The following is a 24,705-nucleotide window of genomic DNA, read 5'->3' as shown; positions in this document are numbered from 1 at the left end:
GGGGCGGACCGGCGCAGAATGGCTCGGTCGAGAGGAGGCGTACGGGTGACACTGGCGCTCTACCGCAAGTACCGGCCGCGTACCTTCGCCGAGGTCATCGGCCAGGAACACGTCACCGAGCCGCTGTCGCAGGCGTTGCGCAGCGGGCGGCTCAACCACGCGTACCTCTTCTCGGGGCCCCGGGGGTGCGGGAAGACCTCCAGCGCCCGGATCCTCGCCCGGTCGCTCAACTGCGAGCAGGGGCCGACCCCGGAGCCGTGCGGGCAGTGCGAGTCCTGCCGGGCGTTGGGCAGCGACGGCGGCGGGTCGATCGACGTCATCGAGATCGACGCGGCCAGCCACGGTGGCGTCGACGACGCCCGGGAGCTGCGGGAGAAGGCGTTCTTCGCCCCCGCCAGCAGCCGATTCAAGATCTACGTCATCGACGAGGCGCACATGGTCTCGTCGGCCGGGTTCAACGCGCTGCTCAAGCTGGTCGAGGAGCCCCCGGAGTACGTCAAGTTCATCTTCGCCACCACCGAACCGGAGAAGGTCCTTGGCACGATCAAGAGCCGGACCCACCACTACCCGTTCCGGCTGATCCCGCCGAAGGTGCTCCGGCCGTACCTGGAGCAGCTCACCCAGGCCGAGGGGGTCGCCGTCGAACCGGCGGTCTTCCCGCTGGTGGTCCGGGCCGGTGGTGGCAGCGCCCGGGACAGCCTCTCCGTCCTCGACCAGCTCATCGCCGGGGCCGGGCCGGAGGGGGTCAGCTACGCCCGTGCCGCCGCCCTGCTCGGGGTGACCGACTCGGCGCTGATCGACGAGATGTGCGACGCCCTGGCCGCCGGGGACGGTGCCGCCGCGTACGCCACAGTCGACAGGGTGGCCGAGGCCGGGCACGACCCCCGCCGGTTCGCCTCCGACCTGCTGGAACGGCTCCGGGACCTGATCGTCCTCCAGCAGGTTCCGGACGCCGCCGACAAGGGGTTGATCGACGGCCCGGCCGACCAGATCGAGCGGATGACCGCCCAGGCCCAGCGCCTCGGGCCGGGCACCCTGTCCCGCTGCGCCGACATCGTGCACAACGGCCTCGTCGAGATGCGCGGCGCGACCGCCCCCCGACTGCTGTTGGAGCTGATCTGCGCCCGGATGCTCCTGCCCGGGGCGGACGACTCCACCGGCGGCCTGCTCCAGCGCCTGGAACGGATGGAACGCCGGATCACCCTGGGCGGCACCGACCTGTCGTCGGCCGCCACCGGGTCCGCGCCGGTCACTCCACCCCCTGCGGTACGCCCCGAGCCCGCCCCCGCCTCCGTCGCCACCCCGGCTGCCGTGCCTGCTCCGGGGGGCACCCCGTCCGTCCCGGGTACCGCCCCGACGACGTCGCCCGGTGGCTCATCGCCCGGTGGTGGGTCGGTTGGTGGTGTTCTGCCTGGTGGTTCGTCGGCTGGTGGGCCGGCGTCGGCCGGGGAACCCCGACGGGTGCCACCGGAGTCGGTGATGCCGGATCCGGCCACCCCTGAGCCGTCCCGCCCCGGCACCCAGCCCCCGGGAGCCCTCGACGCCGTCGCCGTACGCCGGGTGTGGCCCGACGTCGTCGGCAAGGTCAACCGAACCCACAAGAAGATCGCGGCGCTGATGCGCGACGCTGTCGTACGCGACCTCGACGGCGACACGCTGGTGCTGACGGTCAAGTCGGCGGTCCTGGCCAAGATGCTCTCCGACCACGGGCAGGTGCTCACCGACGCCCTCTACGAGGAGTTGGGTGGGCGCTGGCAGATCCGGTGCGAGGTGGCGGGCGAACGTGGTGGCGTACGCGCCACCAACGCCCCCGCTCGTCCGGCACCGCCATCAGCACCAGCATCTGCACCGCCATCAGCATCTGCGCCGGCGTCGGCACCGGCGTCGCCGGATGCTTCGGTGTCGTCTCGGCCGGTTTCCCCGGCTGGTCCGGCCCCGGCGGGAACTCCGGGCACGGCTGCCGGTGCCCGTACCGGTGCCGGGGTGAACGGTGGTGGCCCGGCTCAGAGCGGCAGTGGTCACGGCGGTGCATCCGCCGGTGTGTCCGGTGGCGGTGCGGCTGGCGGTGGTGTGTCCGGCGGTGGTGCGGCTGGCGGTGGTGCGGCTGGCGGTGGTGCGTTCGGTGGCGGTGCGTCGTCTGGGGACGGTGAGGACTGGCCGGAGGCGGCTCGTCCCGGCGGTGCTGTCTCGGTGGACACCGATGGGGGGTCGGCTCAGTCGGAGGGCGCCTGGCCGGAGGCGGCCCGACCCGGTGGGGCGTCAGGTCCGGCGGGTCCGCCGACCGGCCAGCCTGGTCGAGGCGGCCAGTCCGGTCGAGGGGGTTCGTCCGGTTCCGATCCCGGTTCGGGAGTGAGTAGCTCCGTGCCGGGCGGCACCCCCCGACAGAACGGCGGTCAGGGGCAGAACCGTGGTCAGGGGCGGAACGGAGCCCCCGCCAGCAGTGCCATCGCGGCGGCCCGGGCAGCTGCTGCGGCGGCTGGGACGAGGGGGCACTCGGCGACCGGTGTGGACCGGGGACAGTCGGCCCGGGGGAAGACCGCCGACCCGGACTGGGCCGGCGAGCCGCCGTACGATCCTGACTTCGACGGGCCGGTCCGTGGTGGGGACGGGCCTCGGGGCAGGGGTGCCCAGGGCAATGGTCAGCCTGCGGCGACTGGGGCCTTCGAGGGATTCGATCCGGGGGACGAGCCCCTGGACGAGGTGATCGACGAGCGGGCCGCCCGGCAGAGCAGCGAAGAGCAGGCGGTGCAGCTGCTCCGTGAGGCCTTCGGCGCCGAGAAGATCGGCGAGGTCGAAGCCCGCTGACCCCCGTCCCCGCTGATCCTCGTCTTCGCCGACTCCTCGTCTTCGCCGACTCCTCGTTCCGCTGACCCTCCTCTTGGCTGACCCCCGTCCCGCCGACTCCTCGTCCCCGGTGACACCCCGACGATGATCGTTGGTGGTCTACCGACCCGACACGCCGGTGATTGAGTCGCTTAACTGCAAACGATCATGGAGTAGCTCGGGGCATGGAGTAGCTCGGGACATGGAGCAGCTTGGGGCTGGGTCAGTTCGGGGTGGGTCAGACAGGTCGGGGTGGGGGGTCGGGTCGGGTGCGGGTTCGGTGGGGGTGGTGCGTGGCTCGGGGGGTCGGGTTGGGTGCGGGTGGGGCGGTCGGGAGCGGATAGGCTGGGCGGCGGCCGAGCAGACGAGTGCGAGAAGGAGCCCATCCGTGCGCCCAGGTGGACAGCCGAACATGCAGCAGATGCTCAAGCAGGCGCAGAAGATGCAGCAGCAGATCGCCCAGGCTCAGGCCGAGTTGGCCGAGGCCGAGTTGACCGGTACTGCCGGCGGCGGTCTGGTCACGGCCACGGTCTCCGGCAGCGGTGAGCTGAAGGGCATCAAGATCGACGCGAAGGCGGTCGACCCGGAGGACGTCGAGACGTTGGAGGACCTGGTCATGGCGGCCATCCACAACGCCAACGAGGCGGCCCGGGAGTTGACCGAGCAGAAGATGGGGCCGGTCGCCGGTGGCATGGGCGGCCTCGGCCTGCCCGGGTTCTGAGTCGCCAGATGTACGAAGGTGCCATCCAGGACCTGATCGACGAGCTGGGTCGGCTGCCGGGCGTGGGCCCGAAGAGCGCCCAGCGGATCGCCTTTCACGTCCTGTCGGCGGATCCGGCCGACGTCAACCGGCTGGCCGGTGCGCTGCGCAAGGTCAAGGACCTGGTGCGGTTCTGCACCACCTGCTTCAACGTGGCCGAGTCGGAGCAGTGTCGGATCTGTCGTGACCCGCGTCGTACCGATGAGGTGCTCTGCGTGGTCGAGGAGCCCAAGGACGTGGTGGCGATCGAGCGGACCGGTGAGTTCCGCGGTCGCTACCACGTGCTGGGCGGCGCGATCAATCCGTTGGAGGGGATCGGGCCGGACAACCTGCGGGTCCGGGAGTTGATGCTCCGGCTCGGGCAGGGCGGGGTACGGGAGTTGATCCTGGCCACCGACCCGAACACCGAGGGTGAGGCGACCGCGACGTACCTTGCCCTGATGGTGAAGCCGATGGGGATCTCGGTGACCCGGCTCGCCAGTGGCCTGCCGGTCGGCGGTGACCTGGAGTACGCCGACGAGATCACCCTGGGGCGGGCGTTCGAGGGGCGCCGCAGCGTCTGAGGACGCCGGGGACGGCGGTCCCTTTCGGAGCCGACGCCGAAGTCTGACAGTGCTCGGCGTCATCGTTCGATTGACGTAACAATCTCGTATCGCGACCGTCGATTCTTCGGTGGATCGCCGCTCAAGCCTGCGAATCTTCAGATCTATCGATAGAAAGACACGATCCGATACCAACCCGTCCATCGATGGTTTCCCGCGGGTCCAAACGAGGGCTAAGGTTCCGGCCATCGGTGACCACCGTTGTCACCGCGTTGTCCCGTACCCCTGAGGACGAGGTGAAGCACCCATGCGTGCACCCAGGCCGAAGGCCGCCATCGCGGCCGTAGCGGTCGCGGCCCTCGCGGTGGCAGGTTGCGCCGAGAGTGACCGTGAAGAAGGCTCCAGCGGGAGCAAGAAGGACACCCTGGTCTTCGGCGTCGCCGGTGACCCGAAGGTGCTCGACCCCAGCCTGGCCAGCGACGGTGAGTCGTTCCGGGTGGCACGTCAGGTGTTCGAGACCCTGATCCGCGCGGAGGACGGCGGGACCAAGCCGAGCCCCGGTCTGGCCGAGACGTGGACGCCGGACGCCACCGGTACGGTGTGGACCTTCAAGCTCCGCTCCGGCGTCAAGTTCCACGACGGGACCGACTTCGACGCCGAGGCCGTCTGTGTCAACTTCAACCGTTGGTACAACGCCAAGGGTCTGATGCAGAGCCCCGACGTGACCGCCTACTGGCAGGACATCATGGGCGGGTACGCGCAGAACGAGAGCGAGGACCTCGGCGAGAGCCTCTTCAAGTCCTGCACCGTCAAGGACCCGACCACCGTCGACCTGGCCTTCACCCGGGTCTCCAGCAAGATCCCGGCCGCGCTGATGCTCCCGGCGTTCTCCATGCACAGCCCCAAGGCGTTGCAGGAGCACCAGGCCAGCGACGTGACCGGCACCGCCGAGGACATCAAGTACCCGACCTACGCCCTGGAGCACCCGACCGGCACCGGCCCGTTCAAGTTCAAGGGCTGGGACATCGCCAACAAGACGCTCACCATCGAGCGCAACGAGGAGTACTGGGGCGACAAGGCCAAGCTGAAGACCCTCATCTTCAAGACCATCTCGGACGAGAACGCCCGCAAGCAGGCGCTGCGCTCCGGTGACATCCAGGGGTACGACCTGGTCGGCCCGGCCGACGTCGAGCCGCTGCGCGGCGAGGGCTTCAACATGCTCACCCGGCCCGCCTTCAACATCCTCTACCTGGCCATCAACCAGGAGGGGAACCCGAAGCTGGCCGACCTGAAGGTCCGGCAGGCGATCGCCCACGCCCTGAACCGGCAGGCCCTCGTCGACTCGAAGCTCCCGCCGGGTGCGCAGGTCGCCGTCAACTTCTTCCCCGACACCGTCGAGGGGTGGAACGGCGAGGTCACCCGGTACGACTACAACCCGGACAGGGCCAAGCAGCTGCTGGCCGAGGCCGGGGCGACGAACCTGAGCCTGAAGTTCCACTACCCGACCGAGGTCACCCGGCCGTACATGCCGAACCCGAAGGACCTGTTCGAGCTGCTCTCGGCGGACCTGCAGGCGGTGGGCATCAAGGTCGAGCCGATCCCGCTCAAGTGGAGCCCGGACTACCTCAACGCCACCACCTCCGGTAGCAACCACGACCTGCACTTCCTGGGCTGGACCGGGGACTACGGCGACGCGTACAACTTCATCGGCACCTTCTTCGACCGGAAGAAGGACGAGTGGGGCTTCAGCAACCCGGCCCTGTTCGCCCAGTTCAAGGACGCCGACTCGACCGCCGACCCGGCGGCCCGGGTGGAGAAGTACAAGGCGATCAACAAGTCCGTCATGGACTTCCTGCCGGGTGTGCCGATCTCGCACTCGCCCCCGGCGATCGTCCTCGGCAAGGACGTGACCGGGGTGACGGCGAGCCCGCTGACCGACGAGCGGTTCGCCACCGCAGAGTTCAAGTCCTGACCGTATGACACGGACGCGGGCGGGTGTCGTTCCTGACGGCACCCGCCCGCGCCCCTCCGTACTCTTCCGAGGCCGCCCGTGTTCCGGTTCATCGTCCGTCGCCTGTTGCAGCTGGTACCCACGCTGTTCGGGCTCTCCATCCTGCTGTTCATCTGGCTACGTCGACTTCCCGGCGGCCCCGAGACCGCGATCCTCGGCGAGCGGGGTACCCCGCAGATGCGCGCCGAGATCCGCCGGAACCTGGGCTTGGACGAGCCGCTGCTGGTGCAGTACGGCCGGTTCGTCCGCCGGATGCTCCAACTGGATCTCGGTACCTCGACCTCCACCAAGCGGGCGGTGACCACCGAGTTCCTGGAACGGTTCCCGGGCACCGTCGAGCTGACCGTGACCGCGATGATCATCGCGATCGGGGTGGGCATCCCCCTCGGCTACCTGGCCGCCCGTCGGCGGGGGCAGCTGCTCGACCATCTCTCGGTGGGTGGCTCGCTGATCGGGATCTGCATCCCGGTGTTCTTCCTGGCGTACGTCCTCAAGGCGATCTTCGCGGAGAACCTGAACTGGTTCCCGGCCAGCGGACGGCAGGATCCGACGATCGGGGCGACCCGGGTCACCAACTTCTTCGTCCTCGACGGGCTGATGACCCGCGAGTGGGACGCCGCCGCCGACGCCCTCTGGCATCTGGTCCTGCCGGGGATCGCGTTGGCCAGCATCCCCCTGGCGATCATCGTCCGGATCACCAGGGCCAGCGTGCTGGAGGTGCTCAACGAGGACTTCGTCCGTACCGCCGAGGCCAAGGGCCTGACCGAGAGCACCGTCCGCCGTCGGCACGTGCTGCGCAACGCCATGCTGCCGGTGGTCACCTCGATCGGGCTGCTGACCGGTGGCCTGCTCTCCGGGGCGGTGCTCACCGAGACGGTCTTCGCCTTCAGCGGGATCGGGGCGTTCGTCGCCGACGCGATCAGTCAGCGCGACTACCCCGTCCTGATGGGCTTCATCATGATCATCGCGGTGGTGTACGTGCTGGTGAACCTGATCGTCGACCTCTCCTACAGTCTGATCGACCCGAGGGTGAGGGTGCGATGACCGTCAACCTGGGCCGCAAGGGCGAGAAGATCGACCGGCTCGCCGAACTGGCCGCCCGCGACGACGAGCGGGGCGTCTCCCTCTGGCAGGAGGCGTTCCGGCGGCTGCGTACCAACCCGGCGGCGATCGTCGGCGCGGTCATCCTGACGATCTTCGTCCTGGTGGCGCTGGTCGGGCCGCTGTTCGTGCCGTACGGGCCGACCGACTCGATCGGGATCCGGGAGGGACTGGTCCGGTCGGGGCAGGGGATCATCCCCGGTGCGTCCGGGGACCACTGGCTCGGCTTCGACCACCAGGGCCGGGACGTGTTCAGCCGGATGGTCGTCGGCGCCCGACAGACGCTGCTGGTCGGCGTGGTGTCGACGTTGATCGGGCTGGCCGTCGGCGCGTTGATCGGCGGGATCGCCGGTGCGGCGGCCGGGCTCGGCGGCCGGTGGGGACGCTGGGTGGACAGTACCCTGATGCGCTTCATCGACATGCTCCTGGCGCTGCCCAGCCTGCTTCTCGCGGTGAGCATCGCGGCCCTGCTGGGGGCGAGCCTGACCACCGTGATGATCGCGGTCGGGGTGGTGTCGGTGCCGGTCTTCGCCCGGCTCCTGCGCGGGTCGATGATCGCCCAGGCGAACAGCGACTACGTCCTGGCGGCCACCTCCCTGGGGGTGCCCAAGGCGAAGATCGCCCTGACCCACGTGGTGCCCAACTCGCTGGCCCCGGTGATCGTGCAGGCCACGTTGACGCTGGCCACCGCGATCATCGAGGCTGCCGCGCTGTCCTTCCTCGGACTGGGCAACCCCGACTCGGCCGTACCGGAGTGGGGGGTGATGCTCGCCGACGCGCAACCGTACCTGGGGATCCGACCCGGGCTGGCGATCTACCCGGCGGTGGCCATCATCATCACCGCCCTCGGGTTCACCCTCCTCGGTGAGGCCATGCGCGAGGCGCTCGACCCCAAGCTGCGGAAGTAGGTCGATCATGGCACTGCTCGATGTGGACGACCTCTCCGTCACCTTCGCCCGACGCGGCCGACGACCGGTACGCGCCGTCGACGGGGTCTCCTTCTCGGTCGACTCCGGTGAGGTCGTCGGCCTGGTCGGCGAGTCCGGCTGCGGCAAGAGCGTGACCTCCCTGGCCGTGATGGGTCTGCTGCCCCGGCAGCCCGGGTTGACCGTCGGCGGTCGGGCGGTCTTCGACGGCACCGACCTGCTCACCCTGGACGACCGGTCCCGGCGGGACATCCGGGGCCGGGACGTGGCGATGGTCTTCCAGGACCCGCTCTCCTCACTGAACCCGGTCGTCCCCATCGGGTTGCAGGTGACCGAGGTGCTGAGTCGACACCGGGGCCTCAAGGGCGAGGTGGCGGCGAAGGAGGCCGCCGCCCTCCTCGACCGGGTCGGCATCCCCGACCCGCGCCGCCGGTTGAAGGAGTACCCGCACCAGCTCTCCGGGGGGATGCGCCAGCGCGCCCTGATCGCCATGGCGGTGGCCTGCCGGCCCCGGCTGCTGATCGCCGACGAGCCCACCACCGCCCTCGACGTGACGATCCAGGCGCAGATCCTGGAACTGCTCAAGGACCTGGTCCGTGACTCGGGGACCGCACTGGTGATGATCACCCACGATCTGGGGGTGGTCGCCGGGATGTGCGACACCATCAACGTGCTCTACGCCGGGCGGGTGGTGGAGACGGCCCGCCGTCGGCCCCTGTTCCGGGAGCCCCGACACCCGTACACCGTGGGTCTGCTCGGGTCGGTGCCGCGTCTGGACGCCGGGCACAGGGAACGGCTCAACCCGATCCCCGGTTCGGTCCGGGACCTGTTGCCCTGGTCGGACGGGTGTGCGTTCGCACCCCGCTGCGTCAACCGGGTCGACGACTGCGTGGGCGAGCCGCCGGGGATGGTGCACGTCCACGGTGGTCGCGGCTACCGCTGCGTCAACCCGGCCCCCGCCCCCGGGCCGGTGGCCGCCCCGCGCGAGGAGGAGCAGTGACCGCCGACGACGTCCTCGTCGAGGTACGCGACCTGAAGGTGCACTTCCCGATCAGGAAGGGGGTGCTCTTCGACCGGACCGTCGGACACGTCAAAGCCGTCGACGGGGTCGACCTGAGCATCCCCAAGGGCCGTACCTACGGCCTGGTCGGCGAGTCCGGCTGCGGGAAGTCCACCCTCGGACGGGCGCTGCTCCAGCTCACCCCGTCCACCGGCGGTGAGGTGATCTTCGACGGGACGGACCTGGCCGGCCTGTCGGGTCGCCGGCTGCGCACCATGCGACGCCGGATGCAGATGATCTTCCAGGATCCGATGTCGAGCCTCGACCCCCGGCAGAACGTCGAGTCGATCCTCACCGAGGGGCTGCACACCCACGGCATCGGCGGAAACCGGGACGAGCGCCGACGGATCATCGGCGAGACCCTCGACAAGGTGGGGTTGCCCCGGTGGTCGCTGTCGCGCTATCCGCACGAGTTCTCCGGGGGGCAGCGGCAGCGCATCGGGATCGCCCGGGCCCTGGTGCTCGGGCCGGACCTGATCGTGGCCGACGAGCCGGTCTCCGCCCTCGACGTGTCGATCCAGGCCCAGGTGGTCAACCTGCTCGACGAGTTGCAGGACGGGCTCGGCCTGACCTACCTGGTGATCGCCCACGACCTGGCGGTGGTCCGACACATTTCCGACGTCGTCGGGGTGATGTACCTGGGTGCCCTGGTCGAGGAGGCCCCGGCCGACCGGCTCTACACCGAGCCGCTGCACCCGTACACCCGGGCGCTGATGTCGGCGGTGCCGGTCCCCGACCCGGACGTGGAGGACCGCCGCGAGCGGATCCTGCTCTCCGGCGACCTGCCCTCCCCGGCGGACCCGCCGTCCGGGTGCCGGTTCCACACCCGGTGTCCGTGGGCGCAACCCACCCGGTGCGCCGACGAGCGGCCCACCCTCCGGGAGATCGGCGGCAGCCGGGTGGCCTGCCACTGGGCGGAGAGGATCGCCGCCGGTGAACTGCGCGCCCACGCGGTACGCCCACAGATCGTCCGCCCCGAGAGTGACGGGGAGGAACCCGAGGTCGTCTCCGCCCCCGACGAACCCGGCTCGTACGTGTGACCCGAGGCGCGGTGACCGACGGGCGGGGCCGGGTCACCGGCCTCCGACGCGCGGGCAGCCGCCCCGACGGCTCAGCCCTCGGGGCGGTCCAGTAGGCCGACGGCGATCGTGTGCACCGTGTCGACGGCCGCCGGATCGGCCAGCGGAGCGCTTCCGCCGGTCACCGCGTACCACTCGTCGGCGTCCTTGTACTGCACCAGGACGGTGACCCGGCCGTCGGCGTACTCGGTGCGCAGCGTCAGCTCACCCGTCACCACCCCGACCTCGTCGGTCATCACCCCACCCGGGCCGGGCACGATGTCGGTGCTCCGGCTCGGGTCGACGGCGACCGGCTGTTCTTCCCCCATCAGCAGCCCTTCAACATGTCGGTCAACGCCTCCTTCTCGGCGCTGGTCACCGACAGCTCCCAGTGGTGCTTGACCTCGATCCAGTCTTCGGCGTACGTGCACCAGTATGACTGGTTTGGCGGCTTCCACTGGGACGGATCCTGGTCACCCTTCGACCGGTTCGAGCCGGCCGAGACCGCGAAGAGCTGCGGCCGGTCCAGGTCGTTGGCGAAGTCGCCGCGCTTCGAGTCGTCCCACTCGTTCGCACCCGACCGCCACGCGTTCGCCAACGGCACCATGTGGTCGATGTCCACCTGGGAGGGGTCGGTGAAGGTACGGCCGTCGTACACGCTCTCCCAGTCGCCGCCGACGACGTTGCACTCGGAACGCTCGATCTTGTCGCCGTCGCGCTCCAGGACGGTGTCCCGGACGTCGCAGTTGCGACCCGTCTTACGCCAGTGCGGGAACCGGCTACGGCTGTAACCCTTCATCGACCCGGCAGTGGCGACTGTCAACTCGCTCAACATGGAGGCGGCGTTGCCGTCGGCACCCGGTGCGGACGAAGGTTCCGGTGTCACCTCCTCGACCGCGACGCAACCTGCGCCGGTCAGGGCGAGCGCCACCCCCAACGCGACGGCCACCACACGGGACCCTGATCTGGTACGCACAGACGACACCTCTTCAGCTTGCCGGGCTCCTGGCGATCCCGCACAGTACCGGAGCCGGTTTTGCCGATTCGTGGCCTCTCTCGGGCACCGCACGGGGATATTGGAGCCCATGAGTCGATCCGCGGAACCGCTCCGCCTGAGCAGCCACGCCGGTCGGGGCACGCTGCTCGCGGCGGTCCTCGCCTCCGGCATGGTCTTCCTGGACAGCACCGTGGTCAACGTGGCACTGCCCCGACTCGGTGCGGACCTCGACGCGACCGTCGCCGATCTGCAATGGACGCTCAACGGCTACCTGCTGGTGCTCGCCGCCTTCGTCCTGTTGGGTGGGGCGCTGGGTGACCGGTTCGGACGGCGGCGGATCTTCCTGATCGGCGTGCTCGCGTTCAGCGCCGCCTCCGTCGCGTGCGGCCTCGCCCAGGACACCGGCGCGCTGATCGTCGCCCGGTTCCTCCAGGGAGCCGGCGGGGCGCTGCTGACCCCGGGTTCCCTCGCCGTGATCCAGGCCGGTTTCCACCCCGACGACCGGGGCAAAGCGATCGGGGCGTGGTCCGGGCTGGCCGGGGTGTCGACGGCCCTGGGGCCGCTGATCGGCGGGTGGCTGATCGACTCCCTCTCCTGGCGGTGGATCTTCTTCCTCAACATCCCGCTGGCGGTGGTGGTGGTCCTGGCCGCCCTGCGGTGGGTCCCGGAGAGCCGGGACGACACCGCCTCCCGGGCCGGTGGTGGGGAGTCCGGGCGGCACCGGTTCGACGTCGGCGGGGCGGTCCTCGGCGCGGTCGCCCTGGCCGGGGTGACGTACGCGCTCATCGACGCCCCGGTACGCGGCTTCACGTCCCTGCCGATCCTGGGAGCGGCGCTGGTCGGCGTACTCGCCGCAGTGCTCTTCGTCCTGCTGGAACGGCGCCGGGGCGACGCGGCGATGCTCCCCACCGGACTCTTCCGCAGTCGGCTCTTCTCGGCCCTGAACATCTTCACGGTGGTGGTGTACGCCGCCCTCGGCGGGTTCACCTTCTTCCTCGCCGTCTACCTCCAGAACGTGGTGGGCTGGTCGGCGCTGCTGGCCGGTCTGTCCACCCTGCCGCTGACGGTCCTGCTGCTGGTCGGATCGCCGAAGGCCGGGGCGCTGTCCCAACGCATCGGCCCCCGGCTGCCGCTGACGGTCGGCCCGGTGATCGCCGCCGTCGGGCTGCTCCTGCTGCGCCCGGTCGCCCCCGGGGCGTCGTACTGGACCGACGTGCTGCCCGGGGTGACCCTCTTCGGAGCCGGTCTCACCCTGGTCGTGGCCCCACTGACCGCCTCGGTGCTGGCCGCCGTCGCCGACCGGTACGCCGGGGTGGCCAGTGGATTCAACAACGCGGCGTCCCGGGCGGGAAGCCTGCTCGCGGTGGCCGCCCTGCCGTTGCTCGTCGGTCTCGGGGGCACCGGGTACGAGCAGAGCGCCGAACTGACCTCCGCCTACCGGGGGGCGCTCCTGTGGTGTGCCGGCCTGCTCCTGGCCGGGGCGGCCCTGGCCGCCCTCCTCGTCCACCGCCCGCCCCGGGGCAGGGAAGGGGCCCCAGCCGACACCCGCAGGTGAACGGGGAACCCCTTCCCTCCCTCGGAAGGTCAGGGGCGGGCGCGGTTGACGGCGCTGGTGACCGCCTTGATCGAGGCGGTGACGATGTTGGCGTCGGTGCCGACACCCCAGATCTGTCGACCGTCGACCTCGCACTCCACGTACGCGGCGGCCTGGGCGTCGCCGCCGGAGGAGAGGGCGTGCTCGTGGTAGTCGAGCACCCGTACGGTCACGCCGACCGCCTCCAGGGCGTTGACGTACGCGTCGATCGGGCCGTTGCCGACGGCGTTGAGGGTGTGCTGTCCGCCGCCCGTCTCCACCTCGGCGGTGATCTCCACCTTGTCATCGGCGGTGCCGATGGTGTAGCCGGTCAGGGCGACGGTGGGGTCCACCTGGTGGTCGACCAGGTAGTTGCGGGCGAAGATGTCCCACATCGTCGCCGGGCCGACCTCGCCACCGTCGTCGTCGGTGACCTTCTGGACCACCCCGGAGAACTCGATCTGGAGCCGACGCGGCAGGTCCAGCTGGTGTTCGGTCTTCATGACGTACGCGACGCCGCCCTTGCCGGACTGCGAGTTGACCCGGATCACCGCCTCGTAGCTGCGGCCCAGGTCCTTCGGGTCGATCGGCAGGTACGGCACCGCCCAGGTGTGGTCGTCCACCGGGGTCCCGGCCGCCGCCGCGTCGGCGTTCAGGGCGGCGAAGCCCTTGTTGATGGCGTCCTGGTGGGAGCCGGAGAAGGCGGTGTAGACCAGGTCACCGGCGTACGGGTGGCGCTCGTGGACGGGGAGCTGGTTGCAGTACTCGACGGCCCGCTTGATCTCGTCGATGTCGGAGAAGTCGATCTGCGGGTCGATGCCCTGGGAGAACAGGTTCAGCCCGAGGGTGACCAGGTCGACGTTGCCGGTCCGCTCACCGTTGCCGAACAGGCATCCCTCGATCCGGTCCGCCCCGGCCAGGAGACCCAGCTCGGCGGCGGCCACCCCGGTTCCCCGGTCGTTGTGCGGGTGCAGGCTCAGCACCAGGCTGTCGCGGCGGGGCAGGTTCCGGTGCATCCACTCGATCGAGTCGGCGTACACGTTGGGGGTGGCCATCTCGACGGTGGCCGGCAGGTTGACGATCAGCTTGCGGTCCGGGGTGGGGTCGACCACCTCGATGACCTTCGCGCAGACCTCCAGCGCGTACTCCAGTTCGGTGCCGGTGTACGACTCGGGGGAGTACTCGTAGTGGATCTCGGTGTCCGGGGTGTGGATCTCGGCGTACTTCTGGCACAGCCGGGCACCGGTGGTGGCGATGTCTGTGACACCGTCGCGGTCGAGGCCGAAGACGACCCGCCGCTGGAGGGTGGAGGTGGAGTTGTAGAAGTGCACGATGGCCCGCCGTGCCCCGCGCAGCGCCTCGAAGGTCCGCTCGATCAGGTGTTCCCGGCACTGGGTCAGCACCTGGATGGTGACGTCTTCGGGGATCAGGTCCTGCTCGATGAGCTGCCTGACGAACTCGTAGTCGGTCTGGCTGGCCGAGGGGAACCCGACCTCGATCTCCTTGTATCCCATCTGCACCAGCAGGTGGAACATCCGACGCTTGCGCTCCGGGGACATCGGGTCGATCAGGGCCTGGTTGCCGTCGCGCAGGTCCACGGCGCACCAGCGCGGGGCGACCTCGGTGCGCCGGGTGGGCCAGCGCCGGTCCGGCAGGTCGATCCGGAACTGCTGGTGGTACGGCTGGTAGCGGGTGTGCGGCATCCGGCTGGGACGCTGCCGGGCGATGGAGTCGGAGTCGGCGGACTGAGCCATGGTGGTGCTCCCAGGAAGATTCATGTGACGTCAGCGAGCTGCGGTGATCGGCCGGTGGCCGGGCGGAGCCCGGGGACCGACGACGGGGACGCGGAACTGCTGGACGGCGCGGTGGGACTCCGCGACGAGGTGCCGGCCGGTCAGGCCCCGTCGCGGCGACCAAGAAGAAGGAACGCCTGCCACATGACAGCGCCAGACTACGTCGTGGGACGGGGGCTGGGAAGGTAGGTCCGGACAATGGGATCGGAGTCACCGGGAGTCGTCAGGTCCAGTGGATCGGCGTCGATCACCGGCCCGGAGAGCTGCACGGTGTCCGGGGCGGGACCGGGTGGTTCCACCAAAGTCAGGGTTCCGGTGACGGTCCGTACCGCGGTGATCGTGGCGTCCCGGTCGTAGCAGTAGATGCCCACGTCGAGTGGTGGGGGCAGGGCGGCGTTGGTGGACTCGACGGAGTAGCACGATCCGGCCGCCCCGGGCAGCTGCCGGGCGGCGGAGACCGCCAGTGGGGCCCGCCGGTCGGTGAGCACCGGCAGCCAGTCCGTGAACGGGTGCTGCACCCGGGGGTCGTACGGGTACGGCACCGGGGCGTCGGGGTCACCGAGGCGTACGCAGCCCGGCGGGCGGTCCGTCGCGGTCATGACGCACTGGTGGAGCCCGGCACCGGTGGCGGCGAGCGAGATCGCCCCGCGGCCCGGGGTCGTCTCCGACACGTCGACCCGCCAGGTGCCGTCAGCGGCCCGGGTGACCAGCACCGACCGGTCCGACCGGCCGGGGGTGGTCAGCGCGTACCGGGCGGTGAGGTGTCGGTCCTGGGCCGCCGCCGCCAGGGCGGCGAGTTCGTCGTGGGGGCCGCCGAGCCCGTCGGTGTTCACCCCGGCGACGGGTGGTTGCGCCGAGGGCCGGTCGGTGGGCCGTTGATCGGCGCAGGCGGTGAAACAGACCGGCAGGACCATGACCAACAGACCGGTCATCCGGCGCACCGGGGGCAGACGGGTGAACACCACCACATTGTCTCCGGTCGTTGCGGCGGTCAGCCGGACGTACCCGGCGTTTCGCCGGTCGACGGGCTGGTCACGTACCACGGAGGTCGGGCCGGATGGTGGGATCACCTGACCCGGCGGCCGTCGACGCCCGATACCCTGAGGGCGTCCGACCCGCGCCGCCGGCCACCCCGGCGGCGTCGGCACGCTCAGGGACCTGGGGAGGGAGTGCACCGTCGTGGCACTCGTGGTGCAGAAGTACGGCGGGTCCTCCGTCGCCAACGCCGAGCGGATCAAGCGGGTCGCGGAGCGGATCGTCGCCGCCCGCAAGGCCGGGGACGACGTCGTGGTGGTGGTCTCCGCCATGGGGGACACCACCGACGAACTGCTCGACCTGGCCAACCAGGTCAGCCCGTTGCCGCCCGGCCGGGAGCTGGACATGCTCCTCACCGCCGGGGAGCGGATCTCCATGGCGCTGCTGGCCATGGCCATCCACAACCTGGGGTACGAAGCCCGTTCGTTCACCGGGTCGCAGGCAGGTGTGATCACCACCTCGGTGCACGGCCGGGCCCGGATCATCGACGTCACCCCGGGGCGGCTCAAGGGCGCGCTGGACGAGGGGGCCGTGGTCATCGTCGCCGGGTTCCAGGGGGTGTCCCAGGACACCAAGGACATCACCACCCTGGGTCGGGGCGGCTCGGACACCACTGCCGTGGCGCTCGCCGCCGCCCTGCACGCCGACGTCTGCGAGATCTACACCGACGTGGACGGCGTCTTCACCGCCGACCCGCGGATCGTGCCGAACGCGCGGCACATCAGGGACATCACCTACGAGGAGATGCTGGAGTTGGCCGCCTGCGGCGCGAAGGTGCTGCACCTGCGCAGCGTCGAGTACGCCCGTCGCGCGGGGCTGCCGATCCACGTCCGTTCGTCATACTCGACAAACACCGGCACGATGGTCATCGGATCGATGGAGGACCTTCCTGTGGAGCAAGCACTGATCACCGGGGTCGCCCACGACCGGAGCGAGGCGAAGATCACGATCGTCGGGGTGCCGGACGAGCCGGGGGCCGCTGCGGCGATCTTCGACACCGTCGCCGGTGCCGAGATCAACATCGACATGATCGTGCAGAACGTCTCGACCGAGGGCACCGGGCGCACCGACATCTCGTTCACCCTGCCCAAGGCGGACGGGCCGACCGCGATGGCCGCGCTCAGCAAGATCCAGGAGCCGGTCAAGTTCAAGGGTCTGCTCTACGACGACCACGTCGGCAAGGTGTCCCTGATCGGGGCCGGGATGCGCTCGCACCCGGGCGTCGCCGCCGGTTTCTTCGCCGCTCTCGGCACCGCCGGGGTGAACATCGAGATGATCTCCACCTCGGAGATCCGGGTCTCGGTGGTCTGCCGGGACACCGACCTGGACAAGGCCGTCCGTGCCATCCACGACGCCTTCGACCTGGGCGGCGAGACCGAAGCGGTGGTGTACGCGGGCACCGGCCGGTAACCCGACAGTGGGGGCGCTGCCCACCCTGGCCGTGGTCGGGGCGACAGGTGCCGTCGGCACCGTGATGTGCCAACTGCTCTCCGCCCGCCGCAACATGTGGGGCGAGATCCGGCTGTTCGCCTCGGCCCGCTCGGTGGGTCGGCGGGTGTGGTGCCGGGGCGAGGAGCTGACAGTCGAGGCCCTCACCCCGGAGGCGTTCGACGGGGTCGACGTCGCAGTGTTCAACGTGCCGGCCGAGGTCTGCGCGCAGTGGGCCCCGGTGGCTGTCGCCCGGGGCGCGGTCGTGGTGGACAACTCCGGCGCCTTCCGGATGGAGCGGGACGTCCCGCTGGTGGTGCCCGAGATCAACCCCCAGCAGATGAGCCACCGGCCCCGGGGGATCGTGGCCAACGGCAACTGCACCACCCTCGCCATGATCGTGGCGGTGGCACCGCTGCACCGCGAGTACCACCTCCGTGAGCTGGTCGTCGCCTCGTACCAGGCCGCATCGGGGGCCGGGCGGGCCGGGACGGAGACCCTGTACGCCCAGCTCGGCAAGGTCGCCGGGGATCGTGCGCTCGGCTCCCGCCCCGGCGACGTACGGCAGGCCGTCGGCGACGAACTGGGACCGTTCCCCGCCCCGCTGGCGCTCAACGTGGTCCCCTGGGCCGGCCTCCTGGTCGACGACGGGTGGTCGACCGAGGAGATGGAACTCCGCGACGAGTCCCGCAAGATCCTCGGCCTGCCCGACCTGAAGGTCTCCGCCACCTGCGTCCGGGTGCCGGTGGTCTCCGGACACTCGGTGGCGGTGCACGCGGTCTTCGCCGCCGAGGTCGACACCGAGGGGGCCCGTCAGGTCCTCCGGAACGCCCCCGGGGTGATCATGGTCGACGACCCGGAGACCGGCGAGTTCCCGATGCCCATCGACGCGGTCGGGACCGACCCCTCCTGGGTCGGGCGGCTCCGCCGTTCCCTCGACGACCCGCGGGCCCTCGACTTCTTCGTCACCGGCGACAACCTCCGCAAGGGCGCCGCCCTGAACACCGCCCAGATAGCCGAGCTGATCGCCAAGGAGCTGACCACCCGCTGACCCGGGAGCGTCAGGGGGTGGGGGAGAGGCGGACGGCGTTGCGACCGTTGCGTTTGACCGCGTAGAGGGCCTGGTCGGCGCGGCGGAGGGTGGCCTCCGGGGTCTCCCGGGGTTCGGCCAGGGCGACCCCGACGCTGATGGTCTGGCCGGTACGGCGAGCCGCCTCGGCCAACCGTTCACCGATCCGGACCGCCTCGGCGGGACGGTTCACCTCGATCACCGCCACGAACTCGTCCCCACCCACCCGGAACAGTTCGTCGCCCTGACGCAGTGCCCCCTGCAACGCCCGGGCCAGCCCGACCAGCAGCCGGTCTCCGGCCTGGTGGCCGTACGTGTCGTTGACGCTCTTGAACCCGTCGACGTCGATGGCGAGCAGGGCGGTACGCCCCGGGGTGGCGGCGGCGATCCGCTGCCCGAAGGGGCCGGTGTGCCGCAACCCGGTCAGTGGGTCGGAGCTGGCCTGCTCGCTGAGCTGGGCCAGCGTACGCAGCCGGTCCAGGCAGGTCCACGCCTGACCGGCGAGCAACTCCATCAGGTTGACGGTGGTCGGGTCGGGGCTGAGCAGCCGTTCGTCGGCGACCAGGAGGACACCACCCCCGTCGGGGGGTCCGACCGGCACCACGATCAGGGTCCGGACCCCGGCGCGGGCCAGCGGTGCGTAGTCGACTGTCGGCGGGTGGCCCGCCTCACCCAACGTGTACGCCGACCCGTGCCTGTGAGCCCGGGCAACCATCCGGCCGAGGGTGCCGCCGGTGGCCTCGGTCAGCTCCGCCCGGACCCGACGTTCCAGGTCACCGGGGGTGCCGGTGGGTGAGCCGAGCCGAGGCCCACCCCGTTCGTCGTCGAGGACCAGCACCGCCGCGCAGAGGGTGGAGACGTCCCGGGCGGCCCCGATCGCGATGGTCAACAGCTCCCGCTCGGTGGCGGCGGTGGTCATCGCGGCGGCGTGCCGGAGCAGTTTCTCGCTGCGGCTCTCGGCCGGGGGGCCGCCCAGCGCCACGATCCGGGCCCCGAGACGGTTCGCCACCCGTTCGGCGGTCTCCCGCCACTGGTCCAGCTCCACCGGGTCCGACCACTGGAGGTCGAGTACGCCGATCGGCCGCCCCGCCGGGTCGAGCACCGGTACGCACACCTGGGCCGTCACGTCGGGGCGTACCGGCAGGTAGTCGGGGTCGTCGGTGACGTGCGGGACCGTCGACCCGACGCCTGTGGCGTACACCCGGCCGACGATCCCCGCCTTCGGGGCGACTGTCGAGAAGACCTGCCAGGAGCCGGTGGCGGCGATGCACCGGAGCCGGTCGTGCACCTGGAGCAGGACGCAGATGGTGGCCGGTGCGTAGCGGGCCAGCGCGGCGACGGTCCACTGGCACGCCTCGACTGCGGTCGACGCCATCGGCAGGCGGACCGTGACGTCACGAATGACCCGGTGATGATCCACGTATACGTCGTTCCAGGTGAGGGGGGATGCTTGACTCGTCAAGGGTACTCACCGGCGGGCGGGTCCCCGCCTTCGTACACATGTTCCATCCACAGGCTGTGGACAGCCGTCCCACCTGCTGATGATCGACCGTCAGTGGTCGAGGTGGCCGGGTGGCCGGTGCGCGGTCGGCGCGTACCTGGCCGAACGGATCACGGTGATCAGCCGGTGGCCGCCGACGGCCTGACCGGGCCGGTGGCCGGGGCGCCCGGGACGGCCTGTCGCCCCGGGTCCCGGCGGCGGTCGCGCCGACCTTCGGCGGGCCCCGGATGGACGTTCGGTGATCATGCGGTCAGCCCCGCAGGTCCACTTGCCGACCGGTGCCCGTCGACGGTCCACAAGCGAGTCGCGCGTCGGTAACCTCAGGCTCCACGTCGGGGGCGTGGATTCCACACCGGCAGCGCAGCGGCCGGTCGTCACCATTTCTGTGGGGGAAACGAGTGAGGAAGTTGCTGGGCGTCACCATGGCCGTCGCTGTCGGATTCGGGGCGGCGATCACCGTCGCCGGTCCGGCGCAGGCCGCCCCGGCCGTCGAGATCACCAGGGTCTACGTCAACTCGCCGGGCACCGACACGTCGTCGAACAAGAGCGTCAACGGCGAGTACGTCAAGCTGACCAACCGGCGCTCCACCACCGTCAGCCTGAAGAACTGGACGGTCCGGGACAAGGCCCGGCACGTCTACACGTTCGGCGACGTGAAGCTGAAGCCCAAGGCCAGCATCGTCCTGCACACCGGCAAGGGGACCAACAGCGCCACCAAGCGGTACTGGGGTCGCGGTTGGCACGTCTGGAACAACACCGGGGACACCGCGTACCTGCGCAACTCCACCGGCAAGCAGATCGACTCCTGCTCCTGGAAGAAGGTCGACAGCTACAAGAACTGCTGACTCCCACCCGGCCCTTCGGCGTCGACCCCGGTCCCGGGGGTCGGCGCCGAAGGCGCGTTCCGGGTCGTCCGGCCGCGGTCCCCTCCTGCGGCTGTCGGCTGCGGCTGCCGGCTGCGGTGCGGTCGGCGGTCGGCGGTCGGCTCAGCGGCGGGTGAAGGCGCGTACCAGGTTCACCACGACGATCAGGACACCCGCGCCGGCCCAGAGGTAGAGGAACGAGCTGCCGTCGCCCTCGGAACCGGGGAAGCCCATCCGGGGGAAGAAGTTGAGGACGACGGCGATCACCACGAGCCAGACGACCGAGCTGAACACCGCACTGACGATCGCACCGGTACGGCCCGGAGTGCGCCGGGCGGGGCGCTGATCGTACGCGGGTTCGGGGCGTTCTCGTGGCGACGCGGGCTGCCGTTGCGGGCGGGAGAGGGCGTTCTCGCCGGACTGCCGCAGCCGCCGCAGCCGGGCGCCCCACCCGACCTCCTCGATCGGGCTGGTGATCCGGGCTCCGCCGACCTCCTCGATCGGGCTGTGACGTGGCCGGTCCGTCGACTCGGCGTCTCGCCACCGGGCCTGGTCCGCCGCCTGGGCCGCATCCCACCGGGCCTGGTCGGCCGCTTCGGCCTCCCGCCACCGGACCTGATCCGCCGACTCGGTGTCGCCCCACCCGGGCCGGTCCGGCGACGGGGTGTCGCCCCACCGGGTCTGGTTGGTCGACGTGTCGCCCCACCGGCTCTGGTCCGTCGCCGGGGTGTCGCCCCACCGGGTCTGGTCGGTCGACCGCAGGTGGGGCGAGGGTGCCCGGTCGGGACCGGACCACCCCGGCTCACCGGAGCGGGACCCGTCCAGTCCCCCGGGACCCGGGCGACCCTCGACAGTGGCCTCGTCGATCACGCGCTTCTTGAGGTTCTTGGCGGCCTGCACGCCGATGTAACCGGCCATGCCGACCCAGATCAGGCCGAAGGTCGAGAATCCGTTGCCGAACATGTACGAGACCGCGACCAGGGTGACCACACCGGTGACCACCGTGGTGACCAACAACTGAATCTTGGAGGGCGGGTAACGACTACGCATGGGCCGACGGTACCTGGGCCTGTCTCGTATCGCCCCTGGTCAACCTGGCGGAGAGGGCTCAGCCGACCCCGTCGACCGGGTCGGTGGGCTCGAAGGTGGCGGCCAGGTGGAACCGGTCCACGCCGACCTGACGTACGCCGGGAAAGGCCCGGACCCGGTCCCAGAGCGGCCCTCGCGAGACGCTGCCGCCGTTCGCGGCCAGGGCGGCGGCGTGCGCCTGGACCGACGACCACTCGGCGAGGTTCAGCACCCGGGTGCCGTCCTCGCTGATGTGGAAGAACCCGCCGATCCCGCCCTCGGGTGGGCCGTCCGCCGAGGTCCGGTCGGCGTCGAGGGCGTCGAGGACGGCGTCCACCCAGGACCTGGCGGTCGCCTCGTCCGGCGTCTGGACCTGCACCGCCACCAGGGCGCCGGGGCGGGGCGCGGGGTCGACCCGCTGTCCCCGGTAGAGCCGGTACCGGGTCAGGTCCAGCCGCTCGATCCCGGGCACCGCCGTGTCGATCCGGTCCACCCGCGGCTGCCGCCCACCGGCGAAGAACGCCCGGTACGCGGTCTCGTCCCGCCACAGGGTGTAGTGCCGGAGGGTGTCGCCGTCGGCGCCCACGAAGACGCTGTACGACAGCAGCCCGTCCACCCTCGGACGGTCCGCGTACGCCTCGACTATCGCCGCCACCACCGCCTGTTGCCGTTCGGTGGTCCCCACCCGCCAGATGCTGCTCAGGATGAGGCCGGAATCCGTTCGGGTGGGATCCGGCCAGGTGTCGGTTCGGGTCATCGTCGTCATGGGATCGACGCTAGGAACTGCACCGTGGTTGAGGTCAACCCCGATCGGGGAACCCGCCCGACCCCCCGCTGGGAACGCCCCCGATCCGACGTCCACCGTTCCCGCAGGGGGCGGGGCGGACGCTCAGCCGGCGGCGTACGGCCGCAGCGCGCGGGCCTCCCGGAGCGCCTGCGCCCACCAGGCGAGCTGGTCGAACTGGCGACGGGCGGCGGCGTCGGTGCCCGCCCGGTCGTGGGGCCGGCCGTCCTCGGCGAACCGCTCCGCCGCGCCGTGGAAGCTGACCGTCTCCCGGATGGTGACGGCGTGCAGTTCGGCGAAGACGGGCCGCAGGTGCTCGACGGCGCGCAGCCCGCCGGAGAGCCCGCCGTACGACACGAAGGCGACCGGCTTGGCCCGCCACTCCAGGTAGTGCGCGTCGATCACGTCCTTCAGCGCACCCGGGTAGCTGTGGTTGTACTCCGGAGTCACCACCACGAACGCGTCGGCGGCGGCGAGCCGCTCGGTGATGCGCTCCGGGTCGACGAGGTCCACCAGGTCGACTGTGAGGTCCTTGCGATCGCTGGCCTGACCGACCACCCAGTTGGCGACGACGGGACCGAACCGCCCCGGTCGGACACTCCCCATGATCACGGCGACCTGCAACGTCGGACTACTCATCTCTCGTTTCCTTCCTCGGAACTCGGTACGACCAGCCCGACGGTAGGTACTCAACCTCACTTGAGGTCAACCGCGACCGGTCACCGGTCGGGGCTGTCCGCCGGTGCCATCACACGCAGGGCGTTGGCGTCCAGGCCGATCCGGATCGGGGTCTGACCGCACAACTCGCCGTCCACCTCGACCCGGGCCGGTCGGTCGGTCTCCACCACCAACTCGCTGACGGCCAGGAACGGGTCGTCGCCGAGGGTGCGTCGGTGGCCGGTCACCGCGTTGCGCACCGCGTCCCAGAGCAGGCCCGGAACGGCCGGACCCCCCACCGGGTACGCCACCAGCAGCCGGTCGTCGGCGTCGGCGTCGGCGGTGATCGGCCGCCCGGCCTGGAAACCGCCGTTGGCGACGAACATCTGGTGGGTGACGAACTCGTGCTCCCGCCCGGCGGCCCGCACCGTGGCCCGCATCGGCCGGTGCCGGGTGAGCAGGGCCAGGGCGGTCGTCGGGTACGCCAACCGGCCGGTGAACCGCTTCAACCGGTGCGGGGTGTGCCGCATGATGTCGGCGGAGAGCCCGATCCCGACGTGGTTGGCGAAGCGCATCTCCCCGGCGAGCCCCAGGTCGACGTCGATGACCTTGCCGTCGGTGAGTACGCCGATCGCCCCGTCCAGGTCGATCGGGACGCCGACCGTCCGGGCGAAGTTGTTGCTGGTGCCCAGCGGCAGCAGACCGAGGGCCATGTCGGCGTGGGCGAGCAGCCGGGCGGCGGCGCTGAGCGTACCGTCGCCACCCCCGGTGACCAGGAGATCCGGCCCCCGCCCGACCGCCTCGTGGAGGCTGCGTTCCAACTCGCCCGGCCGCTCCACCGGGTACGTGCCGATCAGGTCGAAACCGGCCGCCAGCAGCCGCGACCGGGCCTGCTCGTAGAGCCGACGGCCGCGACGGGAGTGGGCGTTGATGACCAGCGCCGCCCGTCGGTCCCGGCGGATGGTCGTGCTCAGCTCCTGCTTGGTTCGCATGGCCTCCGAGACTAGCGGCGTGAGCTGAGAACCAGTCGATGTGCCGGGCGGTCTCAGCCCCGGTCGGCCTTCCCGGACCCGCCCCGGGGACGGGCTCGCAGGTGTGCGCGTTCACCCTGCCGACCGAAGAGACTCAGAAACTCGACAGGCTCGTCACCGGCAGGGCCGAACCAGTGCGGCACCCTGGTGTCGAACTCGGCGGCCTCACCGGGGGCGAGCACCAGGTCGTGCTCGCCGAGGACGACCCGCAGCCGCCCGTCGAGGACGTACAGCCACTCGTAGCCCTCGTGGGTCTGCGGCTCGGGCTCCGCCCTCCGCGAGGTCAGAATAATCTTGTACGCCTGGATCCCGCCCGCCCGTCGGGTCAACGGCAGCATCGTCATCCCGTGCCGGGTGACAGGACGCAGGTGGATGCGCGGATCCCCGGTCGGCGGTGCGCCGACGAGCTCGTCGAGCGTGACCCCGTGCACCCGGGCCAGCGGCAGCAGCAACTCCAGGGTCGGTCGACGGGTGCCGGACTCCAGCCGGGACAGGGTGCTGACCGAGATGCCGGTCTCGGCGGAGAGCTCGGCGAGGGTGGCCTCCCGCTGCCGCCGCAGCGCCCGCAGTCGAGGCCCGACCGCGTCGAGTGACTGGTCGAGGTCGTCTTCCATGCCGACAAGCT

General features: G+C 70.9%; 21 protein-coding genes and 1 pseudogene. 12 read left to right on the top strand and 10 right to left on the bottom strand.

The window, feature by feature from the left end; all coding sequences use genetic code 11:
• Positions 1-45 precede the first annotated feature (45 nt).
• The 8 genes from WHN02_RS03565 to WHN02_RS03530 all read left to right on the top strand — a co-directional run bounded on the left by WHN02_RS03565 (position 46) and on the right by WHN02_RS03530 (position 10,263).
• Positions 46-2,805 (top strand): DNA polymerase III subunit gamma and tau, encoded by a 2,760-nt coding sequence (locus WHN02_RS03565; protein ID WP_434742036.1) that lies wholly within the window; start codon positions 46-48, stop codon positions 2,803-2,805.
• 430 nt (positions 2,806-3,235) lie between these two features.
• Positions 3,236-3,544, top strand: coding sequence for a YbaB/EbfC family nucleoid-associated protein (locus WHN02_RS03560; protein WP_434743804.1), 309 nt, complete (start codon positions 3,236-3,238; stop codon positions 3,542-3,544).
• Positions 3,545-3,552: 8 nt separating this feature from the next.
• Complete coding sequence (recR, locus tag WHN02_RS03555) at positions 3,553-4,146, top strand: recombination mediator RecR (RefSeq protein WP_434742035.1); 594 nt, start codon at positions 3,553-3,555, stop codon at positions 4,144-4,146.
• A 286-nt stretch (positions 4,147-4,432) separates the two neighbouring features.
• Positions 4,433-6,097, top strand: coding sequence for an ABC transporter substrate-binding protein (locus tag WHN02_RS03550; RefSeq protein WP_434742034.1), 1,665 nt, complete (start codon positions 4,433-4,435; stop codon positions 6,095-6,097).
• Between the two features lie 78 nt (positions 6,098-6,175).
• Entirely contained in the window at positions 6,176-7,180 is a 1,005-nt protein-coding gene (locus tag WHN02_RS03545; RefSeq protein ID WP_350896140.1) for an ABC transporter permease, read from the top strand.
• Positions 7,177-8,145: an ABC transporter permease gene (locus WHN02_RS03540; protein WP_434742033.1), complete on the top strand. Its 969-nt coding sequence runs from the start codon at positions 7,177-7,179 to the stop codon at positions 8,143-8,145. The genes WHN02_RS03545 and WHN02_RS03540 overlap by 4 nt, the downstream gene beginning before the upstream one ends.
• Before the next feature lie 7 nt (positions 8,146-8,152).
• Positions 8,153-9,163, top strand: a complete 1,011-nt coding sequence (locus WHN02_RS03535) for an ABC transporter ATP-binding protein (protein WP_434742032.1) — start codon at positions 8,153-8,155, stop codon at positions 9,161-9,163.
• Positions 9,160-10,263, top strand: a complete 1,104-nt coding sequence (locus WHN02_RS03530; RefSeq protein ID WP_434742031.1) for an ABC transporter ATP-binding protein — start codon at positions 9,160-9,162, stop codon at positions 10,261-10,263. Before WHN02_RS03535 ends, WHN02_RS03530 begins: the two co-directional genes overlap by 4 nt.
• Before the next feature lie 71 nt (positions 10,264-10,334).
• Here the strand turns inward: WHN02_RS03530 and WHN02_RS03525 are convergent.
• Together WHN02_RS03525 and WHN02_RS03520 are read right to left on the bottom strand one after the other, a co-directional pair.
• Positions 10,335-10,577: pseudogene (locus WHN02_RS03525) on the bottom strand (hypothetical protein); the annotation flags it as partial.
• A 32-nt stretch (positions 10,578-10,609) separates the two neighbouring features.
• On the bottom strand, positions 10,610-11,257 hold the full coding sequence (locus WHN02_RS03520) for an HNH endonuclease family protein (protein ID WP_434742030.1): 648 nt from the start codon (positions 11,255-11,257) through the stop codon (positions 10,610-10,612).
• 109 nt (positions 11,258-11,366) lie between these two features.
• Between WHN02_RS03520 and WHN02_RS03515 the strand changes: the two genes are divergently transcribed.
• A complete protein-coding gene (locus tag WHN02_RS03515) occupies positions 11,367-12,833 on the top strand; it encodes an MFS transporter (protein WP_434742029.1) in 1,467 nt (488 codons plus the stop codon).
• Positions 12,834-12,862: 29 nt separating this feature from the next.
• On the opposite strand, the gene leuA is transcribed toward WHN02_RS03515, so the two are convergent.
• A complete protein-coding gene (leuA, locus tag WHN02_RS03510; RefSeq protein WP_434742028.1) occupies positions 12,863-14,605 on the bottom strand; it encodes a 2-isopropylmalate synthase in 1,743 nt (580 codons plus the stop codon).
• 197 nt (positions 14,606-14,802) lie between these two features.
• Positions 14,803-15,606 carry a hypothetical protein gene (locus WHN02_RS03505; protein WP_434742027.1) on the bottom strand — a complete coding sequence of 268 codons (804 nt, stop codon included), beginning with the start codon at positions 15,604-15,606 and terminating at the stop codon, positions 14,803-14,805.
• Between the two features lie 217 nt (positions 15,607-15,823).
• On the opposite strand from WHN02_RS03505, the gene WHN02_RS03500 reads away from it, so the two are divergent.
• Together WHN02_RS03500 and WHN02_RS03495 are read left to right on the top strand one after the other, a co-directional pair.
• Complete coding sequence (locus WHN02_RS03500) at positions 15,824-17,089, top strand: aspartate kinase (protein ID WP_350896132.1); 1,266 nt, start codon at positions 15,824-15,826, stop codon at positions 17,087-17,089.
• Positions 17,090-17,096: 7 nt separating this feature from the next.
• Positions 17,097-18,158 (top strand): aspartate-semialdehyde dehydrogenase, encoded by a 1,062-nt coding sequence (locus WHN02_RS03495; RefSeq protein WP_434742026.1) that lies wholly within the window; start codon positions 17,097-17,099, stop codon positions 18,156-18,158.
• 10 nt (positions 18,159-18,168) lie between these two features.
• On the opposite strand, the gene WHN02_RS03490 is transcribed toward WHN02_RS03495, so the two are convergent.
• Positions 18,169-19,596, bottom strand: coding sequence for a diguanylate cyclase (locus tag WHN02_RS03490; protein WP_434742025.1), 1,428 nt, complete (start codon positions 19,594-19,596; stop codon positions 18,169-18,171).
• Between the two features lie 479 nt (positions 19,597-20,075).
• On the opposite strand from WHN02_RS03490, the gene WHN02_RS03485 reads away from it, so the two are divergent.
• Positions 20,076-20,522, top strand: coding sequence for a lamin tail domain-containing protein (locus WHN02_RS03485; protein WP_434742024.1), 447 nt, complete (start codon positions 20,076-20,078; stop codon positions 20,520-20,522).
• A 141-nt stretch (positions 20,523-20,663) separates the two neighbouring features.
• On the opposite strand, the gene WHN02_RS03480 is transcribed toward WHN02_RS03485, so the two are convergent.
• The 5 genes from WHN02_RS03480 to WHN02_RS03460 form a co-directional block, all read right to left on the bottom strand.
• On the bottom strand, positions 20,664-21,590 hold the full coding sequence (locus WHN02_RS03480; protein WP_434742023.1) for a hypothetical protein: 927 nt from the start codon (positions 21,588-21,590) through the stop codon (positions 20,664-20,666).
• Positions 21,591-21,648: 58 nt separating this feature from the next.
• Positions 21,649-22,365, bottom strand: coding sequence for a hypothetical protein (locus WHN02_RS03475; RefSeq protein ID WP_434742022.1), 717 nt, complete (start codon positions 22,363-22,365; stop codon positions 21,649-21,651).
• Between the two features lie 132 nt (positions 22,366-22,497).
• Positions 22,498-23,031, bottom strand: coding sequence for an NADPH-dependent FMN reductase (locus tag WHN02_RS03470; RefSeq protein ID WP_434742021.1), 534 nt, complete (start codon positions 23,029-23,031; stop codon positions 22,498-22,500).
• A gap of 80 nt (positions 23,032-23,111) precedes the next feature.
• Positions 23,112-24,041 (bottom strand): diacylglycerol/lipid kinase family protein, encoded by a 930-nt coding sequence (locus WHN02_RS03465; protein ID WP_350896125.1) that lies wholly within the window; start codon positions 24,039-24,041, stop codon positions 23,112-23,114.
• Positions 24,042-24,094: 53 nt separating this feature from the next.
• Positions 24,095-24,694: a helix-turn-helix domain-containing protein gene (locus WHN02_RS03460; RefSeq protein ID WP_434742020.1), complete on the bottom strand. Its 600-nt coding sequence runs from the start codon at positions 24,692-24,694 to the stop codon at positions 24,095-24,097.
• Positions 24,695-24,705 lie beyond the last annotated feature (11 nt).

The organism is Micromonospora sp. SH-82 (assembly GCF_051132485.1).
In the GTDB taxonomy this organism is placed as follows: Bacteria; Actinomycetota; Actinomycetes; order Mycobacteriales; family Micromonosporaceae; genus Micromonospora.
The sequence above is the reverse complement of the archived record's forward strand: the minus strand, read 5'-3'. Positions and strand labels throughout refer to the sequence as shown.